Source organism: Micromonospora taraxaci, from assembly GCF_007830095.1.
Taxonomy (GTDB): domain Bacteria; phylum Actinomycetota; class Actinomycetes; order Mycobacteriales; family Micromonosporaceae; genus Micromonospora; species Micromonospora taraxaci.
On the sequence record NZ_VIWZ01000001.1, the window covers coordinates 1,949,271 to 1,969,082 of the forward strand.

The 19,812-nt window shown below is 66.4% G+C and carries 17 protein-coding genes and 3 pseudogenes; 12 read left to right on the top strand and 8 right to left on the bottom strand.

Annotated features, from left to right (window positions below):
• Positions 1 to 251 precede the first annotated feature (251 nt).
• Both FHU34_RS09300 and FHU34_RS09305 read right to left on the bottom strand, forming a co-directional pair.
• Positions 252 to 725, bottom strand: a complete 474-nt coding sequence (locus FHU34_RS09300; RefSeq protein ID WP_145779586.1) for a hypothetical protein — start codon at positions 723 to 725, stop codon at positions 252 to 254.
• A 62-nt stretch (positions 726 to 787) separates the two neighbouring features.
• Complete coding sequence (locus FHU34_RS09305) at positions 788 to 1,267, bottom strand: hypothetical protein (protein ID WP_145779587.1); 480 nt, start codon at positions 1,265 to 1,267, stop codon at positions 788 to 790.
• A gap of 653 nt (positions 1,268 to 1,920) precedes the next feature.
• Here FHU34_RS09305 and FHU34_RS09310 point away from each other — a divergent pair.
• Positions 1,921 to 3,733 (top strand): annotated as a pseudogene (locus FHU34_RS09310) (IS481 family transposase).
• 12 nt (positions 3,734 to 3,745) lie between these two features.
• Positions 3,746 to 4,201 carry a hypothetical protein gene (locus tag FHU34_RS09315; RefSeq protein WP_145779588.1) on the top strand — a complete coding sequence of 152 codons (456 nt, stop codon included), beginning with the start codon at positions 3,746 to 3,748 and terminating at the stop codon, positions 4,199 to 4,201.
• 954 nt (positions 4,202 to 5,155) lie between these two features.
• Here the strand turns inward: FHU34_RS09315 and FHU34_RS09320 are convergent.
• Positions 5,156 to 6,323: pseudogene (locus FHU34_RS09320) on the bottom strand (IS3 family transposase).
• On the opposite strand from FHU34_RS09320, the gene FHU34_RS09325 reads away from it, so the two are divergent.
• The 4 genes and pseudogenes from FHU34_RS09325 (at position 6,316) to FHU34_RS09345 (ending at position 9,259) form a co-directional block, all read left to right on the top strand.
• The gene (locus FHU34_RS09325; RefSeq protein WP_280116475.1) at positions 6,316 to 6,672 is read left to right on the top strand and encodes a tyrosine-type recombinase/integrase; all 357 of its coding nucleotides are present in this window, start codon (positions 6,316 to 6,318) and stop codon (positions 6,670 to 6,672) included. The pseudogene FHU34_RS09320 and the gene FHU34_RS09325 overlap by 8 nt on opposite strands.
• 97 nt (positions 6,673 to 6,769) lie before the next feature.
• Complete coding sequence (locus FHU34_RS09330; protein WP_145779590.1) at positions 6,770 to 8,011, top strand: hypothetical protein; 1,242 nt, start codon at positions 6,770 to 6,772, stop codon at positions 8,009 to 8,011.
• 436 nt (positions 8,012 to 8,447) lie between these two features.
• Positions 8,448 to 8,675, top strand: a pseudogene (locus FHU34_RS33585) (Imm51 family immunity protein); the annotation flags it as partial.
• Between the two features lie 275 nt (positions 8,676 to 8,950).
• Positions 8,951 to 9,259: a hypothetical protein gene (locus FHU34_RS09345; RefSeq protein WP_145779591.1), complete on the top strand. Its 309-nt coding sequence runs from the start codon at positions 8,951 to 8,953 to the stop codon at positions 9,257 to 9,259.
• A 409-nt stretch (positions 9,260 to 9,668) separates the two neighbouring features.
• On the opposite strand, the gene FHU34_RS09350 is transcribed toward FHU34_RS09345, so the two are convergent.
• A complete protein-coding gene (locus FHU34_RS09350; RefSeq protein WP_145779592.1) occupies positions 9,669 to 9,860 on the bottom strand; it encodes a DUF397 domain-containing protein in 192 nt (63 codons plus the stop codon).
• A complete protein-coding gene (locus tag FHU34_RS09355) occupies positions 9,847 to 10,653 on the bottom strand; it encodes a helix-turn-helix domain-containing protein (protein ID WP_145779593.1) in 807 nt (268 codons plus the stop codon). The genes FHU34_RS09350 and FHU34_RS09355 overlap by 14 nt, the downstream gene beginning before the upstream one ends.
• Before the next feature lie 240 nt (positions 10,654 to 10,893).
• On the opposite strand from FHU34_RS09355, the gene FHU34_RS09360 reads away from it, so the two are divergent.
• Both FHU34_RS09360 and FHU34_RS09365 read left to right on the top strand, forming a co-directional pair.
• A complete protein-coding gene (locus FHU34_RS09360) occupies positions 10,894 to 11,184 on the top strand; it encodes a hypothetical protein (RefSeq protein ID WP_425280520.1) in 291 nt (96 codons plus the stop codon).
• Complete coding sequence (locus tag FHU34_RS09365) at positions 11,181 to 11,432, top strand: hypothetical protein (protein ID WP_145779594.1); 252 nt, start codon at positions 11,181 to 11,183, stop codon at positions 11,430 to 11,432. Before FHU34_RS09360 ends, FHU34_RS09365 begins: the two co-directional genes overlap by 4 nt.
• Before the next feature lie 61 nt (positions 11,433 to 11,493).
• On the opposite strand, the gene FHU34_RS09370 is transcribed toward FHU34_RS09365, so the two are convergent.
• Both FHU34_RS09370 and FHU34_RS09375 read right to left on the bottom strand, forming a co-directional pair.
• Positions 11,494 to 14,289, bottom strand: coding sequence for a TIM-barrel domain-containing protein (locus tag FHU34_RS09370; protein ID WP_145779595.1), 2,796 nt, complete (start codon positions 14,287 to 14,289; stop codon positions 11,494 to 11,496).
• 164 nt (positions 14,290 to 14,453) lie between these two features.
• Positions 14,454 to 15,371, bottom strand: a complete 918-nt coding sequence (locus tag FHU34_RS09375) for an expansin EXLX1 family cellulose-binding protein (RefSeq protein WP_244311594.1) — start codon at positions 15,369 to 15,371, stop codon at positions 14,454 to 14,456.
• A gap of 160 nt (positions 15,372 to 15,531) precedes the next feature.
• Between FHU34_RS09375 and FHU34_RS32900 the strand changes: the two genes are divergently transcribed.
• Entirely contained in the window at positions 15,532 to 15,945 is a 414-nt protein-coding gene (locus FHU34_RS32900; protein WP_167524785.1) for a DUF3592 domain-containing protein, read from the top strand.
• Here the strand turns inward: FHU34_RS32900 and FHU34_RS09385 are convergent.
• Positions 15,927 to 16,544 (bottom strand): TetR/AcrR family transcriptional regulator, encoded by a 618-nt coding sequence (locus tag FHU34_RS09385; RefSeq protein ID WP_145779598.1) that lies wholly within the window; start codon positions 16,542 to 16,544, stop codon positions 15,927 to 15,929. The two genes, FHU34_RS32900 and FHU34_RS09385, sit on opposite strands and share 19 nt — an antisense overlap.
• Positions 16,545 to 16,669: 125 nt before the next feature.
• Between FHU34_RS09385 and FHU34_RS09390 the strand changes: the two genes are divergently transcribed.
• From FHU34_RS09390 to FHU34_RS09400, 3 genes are all read left to right on the top strand, one after another.
• Positions 16,670 to 17,494 carry an SDR family NAD(P)-dependent oxidoreductase gene (locus FHU34_RS09390; protein ID WP_244311595.1) on the top strand — a complete coding sequence of 275 codons (825 nt, stop codon included), beginning with the start codon at positions 16,670 to 16,672 and terminating at the stop codon, positions 17,492 to 17,494.
• Between the two features lie 133 nt (positions 17,495 to 17,627).
• Positions 17,628 to 18,854 carry an epoxide hydrolase family protein gene (locus tag FHU34_RS09395; RefSeq protein WP_145779600.1) on the top strand — a complete coding sequence of 409 codons (1,227 nt, stop codon included), beginning with the start codon at positions 17,628 to 17,630 and terminating at the stop codon, positions 18,852 to 18,854.
• Positions 18,855 to 19,796 carry a redoxin domain-containing protein gene (locus FHU34_RS09400; RefSeq protein ID WP_145779601.1) on the top strand — a complete coding sequence of 314 codons (942 nt, stop codon included), beginning with the start codon at positions 18,855 to 18,857 and terminating at the stop codon, positions 19,794 to 19,796.
• Positions 19,797 to 19,812: the final 16 nt, after the last annotated feature.

Consider the following 19,812-nt stretch of genomic DNA (forward strand, 5'->3'; position numbering starts at 1 on the left):
ATCCGGACCGGATGGTGCCCTCGCTTGCAGGTTCTGAGCCTTTGTCTACCAACGTCTGCCACCTCGGGCGCTCGTCCGTGCGCCGCCGTCGCCAGCTGTCGTCGTGCCGGCTCGTTGCTGTTACCGCCCTCAAGACACACGGTTTAGGAGGGAGTCAGCGGCAGGGTGCGACACAGCGTGTCTACCAGGTGCAACAGGCTGCTTGCCGGCACTTGGAATCTTGATCGTTCCGCGCAGGTTCCGGATCATGCTCAGACACCAAGCGCATGGCGGATAGCGTCCCTGGCAGCGTCTTGCGCTGCGCGGACTTCCTCGTGTTCGATCTCATGCCACGCATACTTGACGGCAGCAGTGAGATAGGAAACGACAGGATCCTCAATTGAGGGAATGAGTAAAATCAAAGCAGTTTCCGCCTGCCTTGCCACCTTAAACGCCTCTCGCATTGCACCGTAGGTAACATCGACGTCTTTTCGAATCTCCTGACGCTTCTCTTCTTCTTGCACAAACTTTAACTGAGATCTGGTGGAATAATCATTAGTAACTCTCTCCCGGTAGTCCTCAACCGCATCCAGATAGCGCAGGGCGGACTTTAGCTTCTCGTCGAAAAGCCGGGAGCGTTGACCAATTTTAATATCGGCGAGGTATTTTCCGAGAATCCCTATGAGTACGCCAGCCAACCCACTAGTAGCTGCAATCCATGAATTCAAGATTCCCTCGCTCGCCATTCCGTCAGCGGCAATTGCTGAAACTCTTAGGTCTATCTTGACTGCCGGCCCTTCGGCCGCAATTAGTCGGATAACGAGTAGCGCACGAAAAAGTAGATGACAAGGCCATAAAGGATTTGGATCCTGATTAATCTGCGCTGACGGGCATCGCTAGCCCTTTCGGCAGCAGAGGAATCATCTTGCTCGACTAGGCCTACGTAGCGGATCTTTCCCAAGAGCGCCGGGAACGTAAATGCGACCAGCACGCCGACATCTATTGCTGTCCGGGCAAATCTAGCAGGATCGGATTTTAGACTCATCCGCCATTTATTGGCGAGCGGATTTAGCTGGAAGTCGTAGTTGCCTACAATGGATAAAGCATATGACTCGACCCCAGCTAAGAAGATTAACCAGAGGAAACCGAATTCGAGTACGTAATAGATGCCCCTGGGGTTTGGATTCACTCCCTTGCTCCAGGGTTTGATGAATGTGAACGCAACACCAATAGCTAACGCCACAACCGGAATGACTTGAGCAATAAGCGCCGCGTATTCCTTGTTCACCCGATCAGGCTATCGAATCGTGGGAGAATACTATTGTCTGATATCTGATTGCGGCTTGCCCGCCATCCCGTCTGCCGTCGACCCGCCCTTCTGGGAGCGGGCCGCCGCCCGGCCCGCCACGTCAAGCGGACCTTGACACACGTTCGGACGCTGGCGGGTCGGGCGGTGGTCTGCTCGGCTTGCCCGGGTCGTCGGCTGGCGGGATGGCTCGCGCAACCACCCACGGACCGCAACCCGCCGACGGGGTTGCAACCATCTCGGAGCACGAGCGCCCCCGCCGGAGGCGCAATAACCGCAGCCCCGCGACCCCGCCAGTCCGCCGACGCGGCCGGCGTGCGCTCCCTATACCGCGCGGGCTCGTGGCCGCGCGGCCCGGCCGGCTGCCGGCCCACCCCTACCCGGTCAACGCCCCTGTCGTTCTGTGGCGGCCCCTTGGGCTCTCCGCTTCCGCGCCAGCCGACGGGCGTTTTGCGTGGTCGGAGTCGGAGCGCCAGCGGAGCGACGGACGCGCGCCCAGGCGGCGGCGCGTGCGGCCCGCTCAGGGCCGCCTTGAAGACGTACAGAAACTTTGAACCACTTTGCCGGCAGCCCGGTGTCCGGTCTCGGGAGCTGCGTGACACATCGGTATCAGGACCTGGGTGACACTCCGCCGAGTGTTGGTGGAGTTGAGCGTGACTGAGCAGCGTTACCGTGCAGTGCTGGAAGTCGAAGCTGGCTTGTCCGTGACGGAGGTCGCCGAACGGTTCGGCGTCTCACGCCAGGCCGTGCATCGCTGGTGGGGCTGGTATCGCGATCACGGCTTGGACGGTCTGGCTGACCGGTCGCACCGACCGCATGCGCATCCCGCCCAGACTCCTGGCGAGGTGGTGGCGTTGATCTGCGAGCTGCGCCGCGACCATCCCCGCTGGGGTCAGCGGCGGTTGCACTACGAACTGGGCCGTCGCGGTTGTCCCGGGCCGGTCCCGTCCTTGAGCACCATCTATCGGGTACTGGTCCGACACGGTCTGATCGATCCGACACCTCGGCGGCGTCGGCGGGAGGACTACCGGCGCTGGGAACGCGGCAGGCCGATGGAGCTGTGGCAGATGGACATTGTCGGCGGCATCCGGCTCGCCGATGGTGGTGAGGCCAAGGTCGTCACCGGGGTCGACGACCACTCCCGGTTCTGCGTCATCGCCCAGGTCGTCCGGCGGGCCACCGGCCGGGCGGTGTGTCTCGCCTTCGCCGATGCCTTGCAGCGGTTCGGCATTCCCGAGGAGGTCCTGACGGACAACGGCAAGCAGTTCACCGCCCGGTTCGGTCGCGGTGGCGGGGAGGTGATGTTCGATCGGATCTGCCGGGAAAACGGCATCACCCACCGGCTGACCAAGCCCCGGTCTCCCACGACCACCGGCAAGGTCGAGCGGTTCCACCAGACCCTGCAACGGGAACTCCTCGACGACGTCGAGGTCTGGGCCACCCCCGAGGAAGCCCAAGCCGCCATCGACGTCTTTCGGCACGAATACAACATCGAACGACCACACCAGTCCCTCGGGATGGCGTTCCCCGCCGACCGCTTCATCACCGAGCCGAGCGAGGAGCAACTGCCGCTGCGGCTTCCGCTAACGCTGACCAGCACCATTCCCGCACCCCGCCGGCCGCTGCCGGCACCTGGACCCTCCGCGGGCCAGCCCACCATCACAGCAGCGCCAGCCACCAGCGGCGACGACGTCGGCCTGGCCGTGGAGGTTACCCGCCTCGTTCCCGCCTCAGGCAACCTCACCGTCTGCGGGCAACAGTTCTGGCTCAGCCCCACCCGCGCCGGACTCCCGGTCACCCTCTGGGCCGACACCACCGTCGTTCACCTGCTCATCGACGGCGTCCGGCTCAAGACCGTCCCGTCCCGACTCACTCCCGATCACCTGCGACAACTCCTCGCCGACGACGGCCAATTGGCCGGGCCACCACCGATCGCCACCGGACCCGTCCAGGCCGGCGCCCCTATCGAGGTCGAACGGCTCGTCAACGCCACCGGCCTCATCGGCCTCGCCGGTCGGCAACACCCCGTCGGTTACCACCTTGCTGGACAACGCGTGACCGTCCGACTCGACTGCGGCCTCATGCAGATCAGCGCAGCAGGCGTCCTGTTGCGCAGCCTGCCCAACCCCCTCGCCCTCGCCGAGATCTCCAAAATTCGCGATGCCCGTCCCGCCGGGCCACCACCGACCCCGGCCGTCCGAAGCGGTGCGGGTCGAACGCCGCGTCAGCTGCCGTGGAGCCCTCGTCATCGCCGGCCAACGCATCCACATCGGCATCGCCCACGCCGGAGCCACCCTCACCGTCGAAGCCGCCGACACCACCTTCCGCGTCCACGACGGCGACCAGCTCCTCGCCGAAGTCCCCCGCACCACCACCAAGCCCATCGCCCGGTTCAAGGTCCGCAAGCCCGAGCCGCCACGCCGCCTTCAACGACCGGCGGCTCCATGAGACCGTGAACCCATGCCGCGCCCCGACCCTCCACCGTCGGCTTTAGCCGCGGCTACCTCACCTGACTGGGCGACCCGCGCCCAGGCCGCGCAACAACTGGCCCCATGGGCGGACCGCGACGACATCGCCGCCATCCTGTCTGAACTCGTCCTCGACACCGGCGACACCTTCGTGACGGAGAGCGCCTGCGTTGCTCTGCTGGAGCGCGGGGACGTCCACGGCATCCGGCTCATCGCGCGAGCCATCGTCAAACTCGACTACCTGGTGGCCCGAGTCGCTGCCAACGCCGAATACCCCGTTTACTCCAGCCACATCGACCACATCTACGAGGCCGTCAGCCGCCACCTGCTCCCCAACGGACCCGTCCACGAAGTCTTGAACACCTGCAACACCCTGAGCCAAGACCCGGACACCGACACCGCCGCCGGAGCCGCCGAACTTCTGCAATGGGTCCGCCCATGGGCATGACGGACAAGCCTCCGCTAGCCTGCTCTCCACAAGATCTTTCCTAGCCGGGGCTGTCACCCGTCAAGTGACACTGACTCGTAACGGATCAAGTGGAGCCCGACATTGCCGGCAGCCCGGTGTCGGGTCTCGGGACCTGCGTGACACATCGGTATCAGGACACAGCTGCCAGCCTGCTACGTAGCTACGCCACGGGCATCCCGAGGTCGACCAGGACCTTGAGCAGTTGAGCGTCGGGTGCCTCGCCATCAGATCTCGGCTCGTACGCCTGATCCTGAAGTCGAAGCCCCTCGGGTCGCCCCGAGTAGCTCCAGGCCCGCTTCACCGATGGGACCCGCGTCCGGCTGTGCCGTGCAGCCTCCTCGCATGCGGCGACCTCAGCTTCTCGCTGGTTCGTCAACCAAGGCGGCAGCGCTGGTCCAGCTGGAAGCAGGTCCAGCAATGCGGTCCGAGGGTCGTTGAGCCGTCGATGGACGACGCAACCGCGCAGCCAGAGCAGCGCCGCTCGGTCGTGCTTGCCGGGCAGCCAGAGGCCGATCGCCATATCGATGGAATGGACGGCTTCTCGGGCCTTACCGCTGATGAGGGCGGAGGCGATGTAGACGAGCCAAGGCTCGATGTGGGTACCTCCTCCAGATCCGACCCAGCCCTTTGCCCAGCTGTGGGCGCCGCGCCAGTCGCCGGCTTGAAGACAGGCTACGGCTCGTTCGCGGAACTCTGATGCGGCTGGCGGCGTTGCTGACGGCTGTTGTGACACTTGCTCAGTATCCCTGGGTGAGAACGGATTTTGCCTTGGCGTCTAGACGCGCGGCCCATCCGCTCTTGGACTCCACCCGATCGGAACCTGGTCAGTGTGCGGCAGCCCGCCCGCGAACCCTCACCGGCCGACGATCGCCGGCCCGGTCCGGCCGAGCGCAGATCATCTGGGTCTGCTGCACCGGCAGGTGACAGGTGTAGTCACGCGGCCTGACTGGCCGGTCGGTGCATGATGGTCTCGAATTCCACGGGGGTCAACCGGGACAGCGAACGCTGGCGTCTGCGGCGGTGGTAGGTCCGTTCGATCCAGGTCACGATCGCGATCCGGAGTTGCGCACGGCTGGTCCAGGATCGCCGGTTGAGGACGTTGTTCGGCAGCAGTCCGAAGAAGGATTCCATGGCGGCGTTGTCGCCGGCGGCGCCGACTCCGCCCATCGATCCGGCCATCCGGTGGCGGTTGAGGGCTCGGACGAATTTCCTGGACCGGAATTGGGATCCGCGGTCGGTGTGCAGGATGCAACCGGCCAGGTCACCGCGTCTGGCGGCGGCGTTGTCCAGTGCGGCGACGGCCAGGCGGGACTTCATCCGCGAGTCGATGCAGTAGCCGACGATGCGGTGGGACCAGACGTCCTTGATCGCGCACAGGTAGAGCTTGCCCTCGGCGGTGTGGTGTTCGGTGATGTCGGCCAGCCACAGCCGGTTCGGGCCGTCGGCGGTGAAGTCCCGCTGGGCCAGGTCGTCGTGCACGGGTGGACCTGGCTTACCGCCCTTGCCGCGACGCTTGCGCTTGCCGAACGCGCTCCACCAGCCGTTGCCGGAGCAGATCCGCCACGCGGTGCGGTCGGCCATCGGCTGCCCGGCGTCGCGGGCCTCGTCGACCAGGAACCGGTAGCCGAACTCCGGATCGTCGCGGTGGGCGTCGAACAACGCGTTGGCCCGGTACGCCGCCACCTCCTCGGCGCTGGTGACGGGTCGGGCCAGCCACCGGTAGTAAGGCTGACGAGCGATCTTCAACACCCGGCACGTCACCGCCACGGGGATCCCGTCGGCGGCCAGCTCGCTCACGAGCGGGTAGAGCCTTTTCCCGGCAGATGCGCCTGCGACAAGTAGGCGGCGGCCCGACGCAGGACCTCGTTTCTTGCTCCAACAACCTGATCCGCTTCCGAGCCTCCCGCAGCTCGGCTGACTCGGTACTGGCCGTCCCGGGCGTGACTCCGGCGTCGATGTCGGCCTGGCGAAGCCACTTGAACAGCGTCATCGGGTGGACCCCGAAGTCCTTAGCGATCTGCTCGACCGTCACGCCTGGCTCCCGGTCACGGGCCACCCGCACGACATCGTCGCGGAACTCTCGGGGGTAGGGCTTGGGCACAGCAACATCCTTCCAGCCTGCCGTCAGGGCAAGCCATCTCAGATGTCACCTATCGGTGCAGCAGACCCAGAGTTGGCGTCCCGCCGTGGTGGCGGCCGGCATCACGCCGACCCGGGCCACAGGGATGCACGCACTACGCCACTTCTACGCTTCGTCGCTGCTCGACGCGGGGGAGAGCATCAAGGCGCTCGCGTCGTACCTCGGCCACGCCGATCCGGGCTTCACGCTCCGGGTCTACACGCACCTGATGCCGGCCAGCGAGGAACGTACCCGCAACGCCATCGACGATCTATTCAGCACCCTGGCTGGGTCGACGGCGGCGAACCGTACGTACGGGGACACGGCTTGATGCGCGGTGACGCTGATGAGCGCCACCCTGACGGCGTCTAGTGCGGGAGCGAGGATACTGGCTTGGTGCCCTCCTCTTGATTGAGCATAATCTACTTATGACCCGCGTCTACATCATAGAAACGTCTGACGGCGCGATGATCCAAGCAGCGGACGTGCCTTCGGCGATATCGGGGGAAGGTGTCTTCACGGATTTGGTTGAGGAGCGGGTTCGCCAAGCGGCGTCAGACTTCACGGTCCCTGATTTTGTCTTCAACCCGCGTAAGGTCCTGAAGGGGGGTGCACCGAAAGAGGTCACTGATGCACTAATTGTGGCCGGAAGACTGGCGTTGAGTGTGCAAGTGAAGACCCGTGATCCCGCCTCGGCCTCTGGTGATCCGGCGAAGGAGGAGCGGTGGATTCGGAAGCATGCGAAGAAGGGTATGGGGCAGGCGGATGGGAGCTTCAGGATCTTTCGCTTGGCTGGTGGAGGGCGATTCACTAATCGTGTTGGCCGTGAGGTCGATATTGATGCCGAGGGCCTTGTTGTCTGCAATGTTGTAGTAATTGACCATCCTGATCCGCCGAAGGTAACACTCGATCAGTCTGGCGCGAAGAATCCTACCCTCTTCCTGTTGAGATACGAGTGGGAGTTTTTGCTGGGGCAGCTGCGCTCTGTCTACGGAGTTCACAGATATGTGCACGGCGTAACAGCTCTGCCGATGGTGCCGCTCGGTGATGAACTCATCCGCTTTGACCAGCAGGTGATGCTAGCGGGCCGATCTCTTCAGAGGCCCGGCAATCGTGTTGATGCTCAATCTGCCCTCGTTGATCCAACTCTGCCGCTGATCCAAATGGGGCGCCCTCTGCCTGAGTGTGAGGTATTTTGGCGAAACTTGTATCTCTCTATTTCGGAGTGCAACTTCCTGCCGGAACATGAGCGAATCCGTCTTGAGGTCATGGCGAAGCTTGATTGCCTGCCATTTTCGATGCGTAATGCTGTTGCGGTTCAGGTCATCTCTCGGCTTGAAAACCTGACCTCTCAACTTGACTACCTCGTCGTTCAGGAGCATTCCAGCGGCATCCAATTCGTATTTGGCCTCACGGAAGTGCATCCTTCGGAGTGTGTTCCACTTTTCAATGCTCTAGTTCACCTGCGACACAGTAGGCATCCGGCCGTCGGGGATGAAGAAGGAAAGTTGACCATCGGGATCATGTTTCTGAAAGCTCCAAGGAATAATATCGGATTCACGATCTCGTTGGTTCCGCTCGTTGGCCCACCTAGCTTAACGGCAGAACAGGTGGAAGAAATTGACGCGCTCTTCGGTGAGGTTGTGCCGATCGTGTCCGATGAAGACTGAGTAGCTGTCTATCGGTAGTTGGCGCTCATGCCGCTGCAGCTCTGACGCCCCGCCGACGCCCTGAGCGGACACCTGGCGAACGAAACGCCTGCTCAGGGCGCGAATCACCTTCAGAATCCGGCGTACAGGTCGACTCGTCCGTCGCCCACCAGCTCAGAGACCTGATCAACGCTCTGAGCTGGTTCTATGTCAGGGCGTTGATGGTCAACATTGGACGGCTTTCGACGCCCTGATCACGCCCTGACGCCCTGGAGACCCTCGGGTGTACACGTACGTGGTGCCGGCGGATTTTGCCCCGACCGCCGAGCGGTGCCAGGCTCCTCAGATGACCTTGCTTAGCCTGATCGAGACGACTTCAGGGCAGTATTCGCTGCTACTGGAGGCGGGGACCACACCGGTTGACGACCTGATTCGGTAGCTCGATCACGAGCCCAACGGGTACTTCTGGGAAGGCGTCGCGGAAGTTCTGGTGAGCACCGAGGCCCAGACGCTCGAAGGCCGGTTCGCCTATGACTCCGAGGCTGGCATGTTCTGCGCCGACGGCGCCGATCGGAGCGCGCTGGAAGAGTTGGCAGCTCGGATGAACGTGGTCGCGACCGACGGCGAACGCTTGCGGCGGTTGGTCTCGCAGGCCAAGGCGAGCGGGTTTGAGTTTGACGACTAGCAGTCAGGGTGCCGGTATCTTTCTCCGCGCTGGCAGCCACCTCTTGATCATCTCGTGCAGAGCCCCGTACGCTCCCGGGGCAATCCCGCCAACGGGTGCGGCCGCAAATCAAGGGGGACCAACTGGTGCGTAGGTACGTCATCGGAGTTGCTGCTGCGGCCGCTATCGCCAGCTTGGGGGGTTGCTCTGGGGCTGGGGCCGACCGTCCGGAAACCCACGCCGCTGCCTCGGCCGCAGTCACCCCGAGTGCCTCTGCGCCGACTCCCACTGGTGTTGTGGCTGTCGGGGTCGACGACTACGCCAAGGATGCATGCAACCAGGTGGCGAAAGCCACGCGTGCTGGAGGCGATCTGGACCCGGAGGAGATGCTGTCGATCGGTCAGACCGCAGCCAAATCGTCCTACAGCGAGGTCAACATCCGAGGAATGATACTGGCCGAAAACGCGAAGAGAGTGATTGACGCTAAAGGTGGGGCCGCGGACAGGGAGTGGATGGTTACCAAGGCGATCCAACTGACTCAGGTTTGTGAATATGTCAGCATCATTCCTCGGCAAGGTGGCCAGGTTCCTCCTGTGCAGCTGTAGGGTTCACTCTCGTCCTGGCCGGTCAGAGGTCGGCTCGGACGTGGACGCCGCACAACGGCGGCAGGTCTACGGGCCAGATGCGCCACCCGCTCTGGGTGAGTCTCGACGGCGAAGATCGTCCGTCCCACCAGGTTGCATGGACTGCTCGGTGACCGGGGCGGGATCGTCGCCCTGGTCTCAATGGCACTCCGTCCGCAGGTCCCTTGCGCCACCCGGGGCCACGCTCAAACAATGCCGCGAGTCTGTTCGCCGATCGCGCCGACCATCAAGGTCTCACCTAATACGTGACGGCTTCTGTGCCACCCGCTGAGCGGCAGGAGCGTTGCGGTATCACAGGCCGATGCCGGGACACGCCACGTCGTGCCAGCCCTGGCGTCTGGCACGGACGCTTTCGCCTGTAGTGCGCTGGTCACGGCCGCTCGGCGAGCTGGGCGACGAACGCCCGCCAGGCCGCCGGACCGAAGGTGAGGGCCGGACCTACGGGGTCCTTGCTGTCCCGGACGCCGATGACACCGGGCAGGTTGCTTGCCACCTCGACGCAGTTGCCGCCGCTTGCGCCGCTGCGGGTGGACTTGCGCCACCGGGCGTTACTGAGGTCCATGATGGCTCTCAACTTCCTTCAGCAGGTCGATGGACTGCCGGCGCGGTAGAGCCTCGTTTCGGACGCTCTCCCACCTTGCCTGAAGCGTAGCTACATCATCGTCCTTGTCGATGACGTCCCCGCCAAGCTGGTTTTCGAGGTGGCCAACCCACACGCCCTCGCTGGACCGGGCCAGGGCGAACGGTCCGGACAGCCCGATGTGCAGGCCGCTGCCGATCGGGATGACGTGGACGTGAACGTGGGGGAGTTCGGCCATCGCGACCAGGTGAGCCACCTGCTGGGCCATGATTCCGCCCAGCCCATCGCCCGTGCGCCGGATCGCTGCTTCGTCCAGTACGGCGACGAACTGTGGCCGGCGCTCCCCGGTCAGGATCGCCTGCCGGTTCATGCGCCCCTGCACCCGCTGTTCAACCTCGTCATCGGTGAGGCTCTCGACTGTTCGCAGGACGGTGCGGGCGTAGTGCTCCACCTGGAGCAGACCGGGGATCAGGTTGGGCTCGAAGTAGCGGAGCTGTGTCGCTTCGCGCTCGGCGTCCAGCCAGGGCAGGAACCATGACGGTGCGCCGAACTTTGTCGCCAGGCGCTCGAAGAGTCCACCGTTGTTCAGCGCCCGGTCGGCGCCCTTGATGAAGTCGATCGTCAGCGCGCGCGTGCCGCTCTCCACGGCGCTGACGTGTGAGGCGCTGAAGCCCGCAGCGCGGCCGAACGACTCTTGCGTCATGCCGGAAGCCCCTCGGGCGCGGCGGATTTCGCCAACGATGAACGCCGATAACGGCCCTGGTACGTCAGCCATTCAACGCCCCTCAACTCGAAGATCGACTACCCGAGGTGCCACACGTCGGGGCCCTGTTAGGCCAGGTCACCTCGGATGCCGGAAGCACCTTCCGAGCGTAGTGGTTTCCACAGCAGAGTGTCACCAGGCGGTGCGGCTGGCAGGCCCACGAGATCCGGTGGTCGCGTTCGCAGCGGGGCCGCTTCCGGCGGGCGAGCACTCACGGGAGCGGCCCTTCCCAACGGCACCAAGGGGAAGCCTGTGCCCGACGACAACTTCGAAAAGCCCCAGCCGACGCCGACGATGACGGCGGGTGACGTGGTCTACCTGACGACCGCGGCCAGCGTGCAGTTTCTGCGCCCGATCGTCGTGCGCGTGATCCGCGAGTTGCCCGAGCGGCACACGTACCACGGGTGGGTCTGGATTGAGGGTTACCAGCTGAACGCGGCGGGCGACGCGGTGGCGCGGCGCGAGCTGTACGTGCGGCGCGCAGGCGTGCGGATGCAGGCCCTGCCGGCCAAACGCCGCCGTCGTCCGGTGCGGGTCGGATGAGCCCGCACCTGCCGATGCGTCCGGCCTGGCTGTGCCGCAACTGCGCCGCGCCCTGGCCGTGCGGTAGGGCTCGGCTCGATCTCGCGACCGAATTCTACGGTCATTCGATCGCGTTGGCGTTCTACCTGGCCGCGTCGATGCAGGAGGCGATGGACGACGTGTACCGCCTGGGTCTACGCCCGGACCTGCCCGCGCTGCACGCCCGGTTCCTCGGCTGGTTGTCGTTGGCCCGGCGGCCACACCGATAGCCAGAAAAGAACCGGCCGGGTGGGTCGCCCCCACCCGGCCGGCAACCGGATCCCTAAGACCTCAGTGCTTCTTGAACACCGGCATGGTGTCCAGCGTGGTGGTGATGTTCTGCGTGGTGCCGCCCCGGTACGTCTTCCCGGTGAAGATGTCGGTCCAGCTGTTGCCCGGCGGGAACCACACCGACGTGGTGGCGGTGTTGCCCGGCGTCGTCACCGGTGCCACCAGGTAGTCCGGGCCGTAGAGGTACTGGGAACCGGCGGTGGCGTACGCGGCCTGCTCGTTCGGGTACGCGAGGTACATCGAGCGGACGATGGGCGTACCCGTGCGGGTGGCCTCCTTGGCGGCGGCGTAGGTGTACGGCTGCAGTTCCTTGCGCAGGTTGAGGAACTTCTTAGCCGACGCGTTGGCCGCCGGGCCGTACTGCCAGGGCAGCCGGTCGCTGTGGTTGGAGTGCAGCCGGTCGATCGGCTGGAACGTGCCGAACTGGACCCACCGGGCGTAGAGGTCGTCGGGGAGCTTGGTGCTGCCCGGTTCGGTGCCCGGCTCCTGGAGGCCGCCGGTGTGCCCGCCGATGTCGTGGCTGACCGCGGCCAGTCCGGTAGCGGCGGACTCGCCCGGCGTGTAGCCGACCTCCATCTGGAGGGTCTGCCAGTTGGAGGTGGTGTCGCCGGTGAAGTGCAGCGTGGTGCGCTTGTCGGCCCACGGCCCGGTGGACACCGGGGTCGGGCTGCTGTAGCCGCCGGCCTGCAAGGAGCCGTACGCCCGGGAGAAGGCGAAGCCGGTCTTGTCGGCGTACTGCTGGTTGATCCACGCGTCGCCGGTCACCCCGGCGAGCGACGACTTCGTGTTGTCGCAGCACCAGTCCAGCCACCAGAGGTCCGGGCCCTTGGTGCCCTTCGGCAGCATGCCGTCGTGGAGCTGCATGTATGCCTTGAGCTGGTCCGGGTCGCCGAAGTCGAACGTGTAGCAGTCGGGACCGCCGTTGCAGCCGACGCGCTGCAGCTTGCCCTTCGCGGTGGCCTGCGCCTGCGCGAACTTCGGGTCCGAACCGAGGATGCTCGGGTGGATGTTGATGCCGGTGTGCAGGCCCTGCTTCTTCGCCCAGTCGAAGAACGCCTTCGGGTCGGGGATCCGGGTGGGGTCGATGCTCCAACCGTTCCACTTGTCCGGCGCCTTGATGTCCGTGTCGAGAACAAGAACATCCATGGGTACGCCTTCGGCCTTCGCCCGGGCCACCAGGTCCTGGAACTCGGTCGCGGTGCGGTCGTAGTACTCGGAGTACCACACCCCGTACGCCCACTTGGGCAGCAGCTTCGTGGGCCCGGTCAGGGTCGACAGGTCCTTCAGAGCACGGGTGAAGTCCTGCCCGTACGCGAAGACGTAGCCGTCCTGCTCGGGGGCGGGCCGCGGCTTGGTGGTGCTCAGGGCCGAGGCGGAGTCGTCGAGCAGGTACCAGCCGTCCTGGTAGAGCAGGCCCGGAGCGGTGAGTGCCGCGCCGGACACGCCGTCCAGGCCGCGGCGGTAGCCGCCGAGCGGCGCGTGCGGGGCGAGCAGCGGGGAGTCCTTGCTCGTGACGGCGACCGTGTCGACGTTGACGTTGCAGCTGGCGTCCGTGGGGCAGCCGAACGTCACGGTGTTGGTGCCACGGTCGAGGTGGACCGGTACGGAGACGGTGTTCCAGTAGTCCCACCCGCTGGTCGGCGGAAGGGTCGCCGTGACAGGTGCCGCCGTGCCGGCCGTGACCGACATGGTGCGCGCCTGGCTCGGCTGGGAGCCGGCCTGGCCGTTGGCGTAGCGGATCTGCACCTGGTAGTCGCCTGCTGCCGGAACATCAGTCACGGTGAACGCCACGGCGGACGTGGTGCTTTCCAGGCCGGCCAGGAATCCCGTACCGGAAGCGCCGTTGTGGTCGTTCGCGGGCTTCGCGCCGCCGGTCAGCGCGCCGGTCTCGGCCTCGCCGAGGGTGCCGAACCGCAGAGGCTGCGGCTGGGGCGTGGTCGGCGCGGGGAACGCGTCACCCGGGTTGACCACCGCGAGGCTGTCGATGTTCACGTTGCCGGAGTCGTTGGGGCCCCGTACGACGCTGATCTCGTGCCGGCCGGCGGTGAGGTCGACCGGCACGCTGGCCGTACCCCAGGTGTCCCAGTTCGCGGTGGGCGGCAGCGTCAGCGTGCGGCCGGCGTCGCCGTCGACCTTGACCGTCAGGGTGCGGGCCACGTTCTGGCCGTCGCCGCCGGTGCTGTTGGCATAGCGGACGGTCAGCTGCTTCGTGCCGCTCGCCGGAGCGTCGAGCGCGAAGGTGGCCGAGTCGCCGGACGAGGCGAAGCCGGCTGCGAAGCCGCGCCCGGTGTATCCCTGGTGGTCGGTGGCCACGCCGGGACCGTTCAGCTGGAGCGACTCGGCCTCGCACAGTGCGCCGAACACGCACGCCGGAGCGGTGTGCCCGGCCCAGGGTCGGCCCTGCACGAGCTGCTTGCCGGCCTTGAGCTGCACGGTGAGGTTGTCGGCGGTGAACGCGCCCGAGCCGACCTGGTAGCGCACCGTCATCGCGCCGGTGTCGATGGTGAGCCAGCCGTGGTCGACGTGCTTCGTGAAACGCGTACGGGGGAAGTCGTCGCGCCCGATGGCGTTGAACGTGGCGGCGTCGGTGAACCTGCCGTCCTTCTGGTACTCGGTGCGGATCAGGGTCGGGGACAGCACCTCGAAACGTGCGTCACCCGACCGGACGGCCCCGTCTTGCGCCTTGTGAGGGCTGGCCTGCGCCGGCGCGGACGGAGCGAGTGCCAGCCCGGTGATGAGGATGCCGGCTGCGGCGGCTGCTGTCGCGCGGCGGCGCTGTGAGTTCCGATAGAGCAAGATGCGCTCCTCGTCTCATATGGAGGAAATGAGTCGATGACAACGCTGTCACTCGCTCGAAACGCATGTCAACTGCCCTCGAAGGGTGTCCCTTCTCTCTTTCGCGGCCACGTCGACGTGCTCGACGCCCTCGTCGAGGGGGGCAGCGTCCGTTCGGCAGGGGGTCAGCAGCGGGGGCCGGGGAGCGGGGCGGCTCCGGCGATGGCTTCGACTGTCGCCGTCGGCGTGACCGACTCCGTCGGAGTCGGCGAGGGCGGGGGAGCGCTCGGCGAGGCCGGGGCCGATGGTGAGCTGCTGGGCGTGGCGGGGCTGATCAGGGAGACCGTGCTGCGCTGCACCTGCTTGGTGACCATCCGGATGCCGGTGGCGGTCGCCTTCTGCCCGTACACGTCGGTGACGGTGATGCTGTACGGCCCGGGGCCGAGCCCGCCCTCGATGGTCCAGTAGTTGTCGGTCTGGCGGGCCGCCTTGCGGAAGCCGCCGCTGGTCCCCTTCGCCTCGACCGAGCGCAGCGGGTTGCCGTGGTTGCCGACCTGCACGGCGAACCAGTACTGCGAGGCGCCGCCCTTGATCCGGAAGGTGAGGCCTCCGTCGAGCGGCGGGTTGAGTGCCGCCCGGTACGTCACGGACGCGATGCCCTGCGACCGGTCGGCGATCCGGGTGAACGCCTCGGTGGAGAGGTCGATCTTCGTCGGTCCGCAGCCGCCGCACTGGTCCATGACCATGACCCGGACCGTGCCCTTCGGGCCCGTCACGTCCAGGTAGCTGCCGCAGGCTGCTCCTCCGGAGTACTGCGACGAGCCGAGGGCCACGTAGAGCCGGTCCGCCGGCGGGCCGGGAAACGAACAGTTGCCGCCCGAGCGGCCCGCGTCGTAGAAGCTGGCTTTTCCCTTGTGGACGGTGTTTCCCGACGGTGGCGCGGCGCAGGCCGGGGTGGCGCCACCGCGTACGGCGAGGGTGATGCCGAGGGTGGCGGCCAGGGCGGTGATCCCAGCGCCAGCCAACCAGTGCCGGACCCGCCGGCTCATCCGGGGTGTGCTGGCCGGGAAGTCGTTCTCCGGTTCCGTGCGTGGTGCCGTCACGGCGCCTGATGTTGCCGCACCAGGCTGCGGCAACGCAAAGGCGGTCACTCGCTGGGTCTGCGGGGTCGCAGCCCGTTGGAGGAGCGGTGAAAACGGGTGGCCAGCCCCTTCTAGAGTTCCGGCCATGAACCGTCGACGGCCGAGCCGTACCTTCCTGCGGGTGTTCTCGGCGTTCTGCCTCGTCTTCGTGATCACGCTGACGGCGCTCTCCACCTGGTCGCTCGTCGACGACCACCGGGGATCGGAGGCGGAGGCCACGGTGCTCGACGTCGAGCACCGAGGTGAGCGGAAGACGTTCGTGACGGTGCAGTTCAACACGAGCGGTGGCGAGGTCTGCGAGGCGGACTTTCGCGTGGCCGTCGACGCGAACCGGTCCGTGACCACCGGCGACCGCATCCGCGTCCATCATTCCGAGAGCCGGCCCTGTCTCAGCGTGCGGGAGGTCGGCGATCACTCCAGGTGGTACATGATCCTCATCGCGGCGGTACTCCTGACCGCCTTCGGCATTCTGGCCTATGTCGCGTGGCGCCGGCCACGACCGCCGCTCCCACTTCGCTACGCGGGCATGCCCTGAGCAGCGGGTCGGCGGGGGCGTAGCCCGTTGAGCGCGGTGGTGACGACCTGGTCGGCGTACTCGATGGTGAGCGGACCGCTGCGGTAAAGCCACCTGTTGAGCACCGGCCCCCAGATCAGGTCCACGGCCACGTCGAGGTCGAGGTCGTCGGCGAGTTGCCCGGCCTGCTGGGCGCTGCGCAGACGTTGCCGTTTGGCCTCCCGCAGCGGCCCGTCCAACCGTTGGGCGTACGCGGCTGCCAGCTCGGCGTCGAGCGTGATCTCGGTGGCGAGGGCGCGCATCGGTTGCTCGTACCGTGGATCGTTCATCTCCTCGACGGTGGCGCGGAGCACCAGGCTGAGGTCCGCGGCCAGGTCGCCGGTGTCCGGCAGCGTCGGCGGCTCGCCCTCGGCGCCCTCGCTGAGTAGGAGGAAGGCGTCGAAGATGACAGTGCCCTTGGATGGCCACCAGCGGTAGATGGTCTGTTTGCCGACGCCGGCCCGGGTGGCGATGCCCTCGATGCTGACCTTCGCGTACCCGACCTCCTGGAGCAGGTCGAAGGCCGCGGTGAGGATGGCGCGCCGCGACGTCTCGTTGCGGCGGGCCGTGTTGGGCGTCATGGGACGACACGATATCAGTAACGAGACGGACCGTCTCGTCTTGACGAGGGCGTCAGTGAGCGCCTAGTCTTCTGGCCATGACGAGACGGACCGTCTCGTCTCGCAATAGCCATGGGGAGACCTTCATGCGTACCTGGTTCATCACCGGCGCCAGCCGTGGTCTGGGCCGTGCCTTCGCGAACGCCGCGCTCGACCGGGGCGATCAGGTGGTCGCCGCGTCCCGCAGCATCGCGCAGAGCGACTTCGACGAGCGGCACGCCGACCGTCTGTTGGCCCTGCCGCTCGACGTGACCGATCGGGCAGCGGTCGTCGCCGCCGTGGACACCGCCGTCGCGCACGTCGGACGGCTCGACATCGTCGTCAACAACGCCGGCACCATGTCCATGGGCATGGTCGAGGAGTTCACCGAGGCCGAGGCGCGCGCCCAGTTCGAGGTGAACTTCTTCGGCGCGCTCTGGGTCGGTCAAGCCGTGCTGCCGCACCTGCGGGCCCAGCGGTCCGGCCGCATCGTGCAGGTGTCCAGCATCGCCGCGCTCGGTGGTTTTCCGAGCACCGGCATGTACAGCGCGAGCAAGTTCGCCCTGGAAGGCATGAGCGAGGCACTGGCCATGGAGGCGGCGGCCTTCGAGATCACGGTCAGCATCGTGCAGCCGGGCGGATACTGGACCGACCTCTACACCAATATTGCCGCCACCACCCCATTGGAGGCGTATGCGCCGCTCCGCGCCGAACTGGAGCGACAGTGGGCGGAAGGGTCGATCGACAGCGAACCCAGGCTGGCCGCCGAGGCGTTGCTTCGACTCGTCGACAGTGACGACCCGCCGCTGCGACTCCTGCTCGGGAGCATGGTGTACGACCTGGCGTTCGACATCTCCCGCCGGCGGATGGACACCTGGGCGGGCTGGGAGCAGGTCAGCCGAGCCGCCGAGCAGGCCGTCGCAGCGCCCTGACCGCCGTATCGCCACGGGCCCCGGGTGCGGCGTTCTAGGCTCCGAGATATGGCGGCGGCGTGCCCATTTCCACAATGGCGCACAGGCCCATGAATTCTCCTCGCAGGGCGCAAACCTAGACGGAGGAACCCGCATGGCTGTCAAAACCAAGACCCGTCCCGGCACCACGGAAATTCGGCCGTTCTCGGTCGACATTCCCCAGGCCGACCTCGACGACCTGAAAAGGCGCATCAAGGCGACCCGCTGGCCGGACAAGGAAACGGTGGACGACCAGTCGCAGGGCGTGCCTCTCGCGACCATTCAGGCCGTCGCCCGCTATTGGGAAAAGGAGTACGACTGGCGCAAGGTCGAGGCACGGCTGAACGCCGTGCCGCAGTTCATGACAACCATCGACGGGGTGGACATCCACTTCATCCACGTGCGCTCCAAGCACGAGGACGCGCTGCCGCTCATCGTCACCCACGGCTGGCCCGGCTCGGTGATCGAGCAGATGAAGATCATCGAACCGCTCACCGATCCCACCGCCCACGGCGGCAGCGCGGCCGACGCCTTCCACCTGGTGATCCCGTCGCTGCCCGGGCACGGCTTCTCCGGCAAGCCGACCGAGTCGGGCTGGAACCCGCAGAAGATCGCGACCGCCTGGACCGAGCTGATGAAGCGGCTGGGCTACGACCGGTTCGTCGCGCAGGGCGGCGACTGGGGTGCTGTCATCGTGGACCAGATGGGCCTCCAGGCGCCCCCGGAACTGCTCGGCATCCACACCAACATGCCCGGCGCGATCCCACCCGCTATCGACCTGCTGTTCCAGGGCGACACCACCGGCGCGAACAACGCCATGGGCTCACTGCCGTCGGGTCTCTCCGCCGACGAGATGCGTGCCGCCGAGGAAGCCAACTACGTGTGGAAGCACGTCGCGTACGCCCTGATGATGGCGACGCGCCCGCAGACGCTGACCGGGCTGGCGGATTCCCCGGTCGGCCTGGCGTCCTTCCTGCTCGACCACGACGCGAAGAGTCTCGCGCTGATCGCGCAGGTCTTCGACGGCGCCAAGGCGGGTCTGACCCGGGACGACATCCTGGACAACATCTCGCTCTACTGGTTGACGAACACCGCGGTCTCCGCGTCCCGCCTGTACGCGGAGAACAAGCTCTCGTTCTTCGCCGCCAAGGGCGTCAAGGTGCCGGTCGCCGTGAGCGTCTTCCCCGACGAGCTGTACGAGGCGCCACAGAGCTGGGCCGAGCAGGCGTACTCCAATCTCATCTACTACAACAAGCTCGACGTCGGCGGGCACTTCGCGGCCTGGGAACAGCCGAAGATCTTCTCCGAGGAGCTTCGGACCGCCTTCCGGTCGCTGCGGTAGATGGCCGTGCACCTGCCCCCGCTCAACGGGGCGGCCGAGTGGCTCAACTCCGAGCCACTCGGCCCGGACGACCTGCGCGGACGAGTCGTCCTGGTGAACTTCTGGACGCTGACCTGCATCAACTGGCTACGCCAGGAGCCGTACGTCCGGGCCTGGTCGCAGGCGTACCGCGACGACGGGTTGGTCGTCGTCGGGGTGCATACCCCGGAGTTCTCGTTCGAGCACGACGTCGACCAGGTGCGCCGGGCGGTCACAGCGCGGTCGATCGACTACCCGGTCGCCGTCGACAACGACTACGCGATCTGGCAGGCCTTCGACAACCACTACTGGCCGGCGCTCTACTTCGTCGACCGCGACGGCGTCTTCCGTGACGAGCACTTCGGCGAAGGGCGTTACGAGCAGTCCGAGCGGAGCCTCCAACACCTGCTCGGCATCGAGCGGGACTTCGTACCCGTCAACGGTGTCGGGCCGGAGGCGGAGGCCGACTGGGACAACCTGCGGACGCCCGAGACGTACCTCGGTTTCAGCCGCGGCGAACACTTCGCGTCGCCGAACGGCCCGGCGCTCGACGAACGCCGCGCTTACCACCTGCCGGAGCGTCTGGACCTCAACCAGTGGGCGCTGGCGGGGGACTGGACGATCGGGGCGGAGAGCGTCGTGGTCGACCAGGCCGGCGGCAGCATCGCGTTCCGGTTCCACGCCCGTGACGCCCACCTCGTGCTGGCCCCCGCGCCGGGGCGGCCGATCCCGTTCCGGGTGCTTCTCGACGGGGAGGCTCCCGGCCCGTCCCACGGCGTCGACGTGGACGCCGACGGCAACGGGGTGCTCCAGGACGGTCGCCTCTACCAGCTCGTACGCCAGGACGACGCGGTCCGCGAGCGGACCCTGGAGATCACGTTCGGGGAGCCCGGCGCGGCCGCGTACGCCTTCACCTTCGGGTAGTGCGTGTGTCGGATCC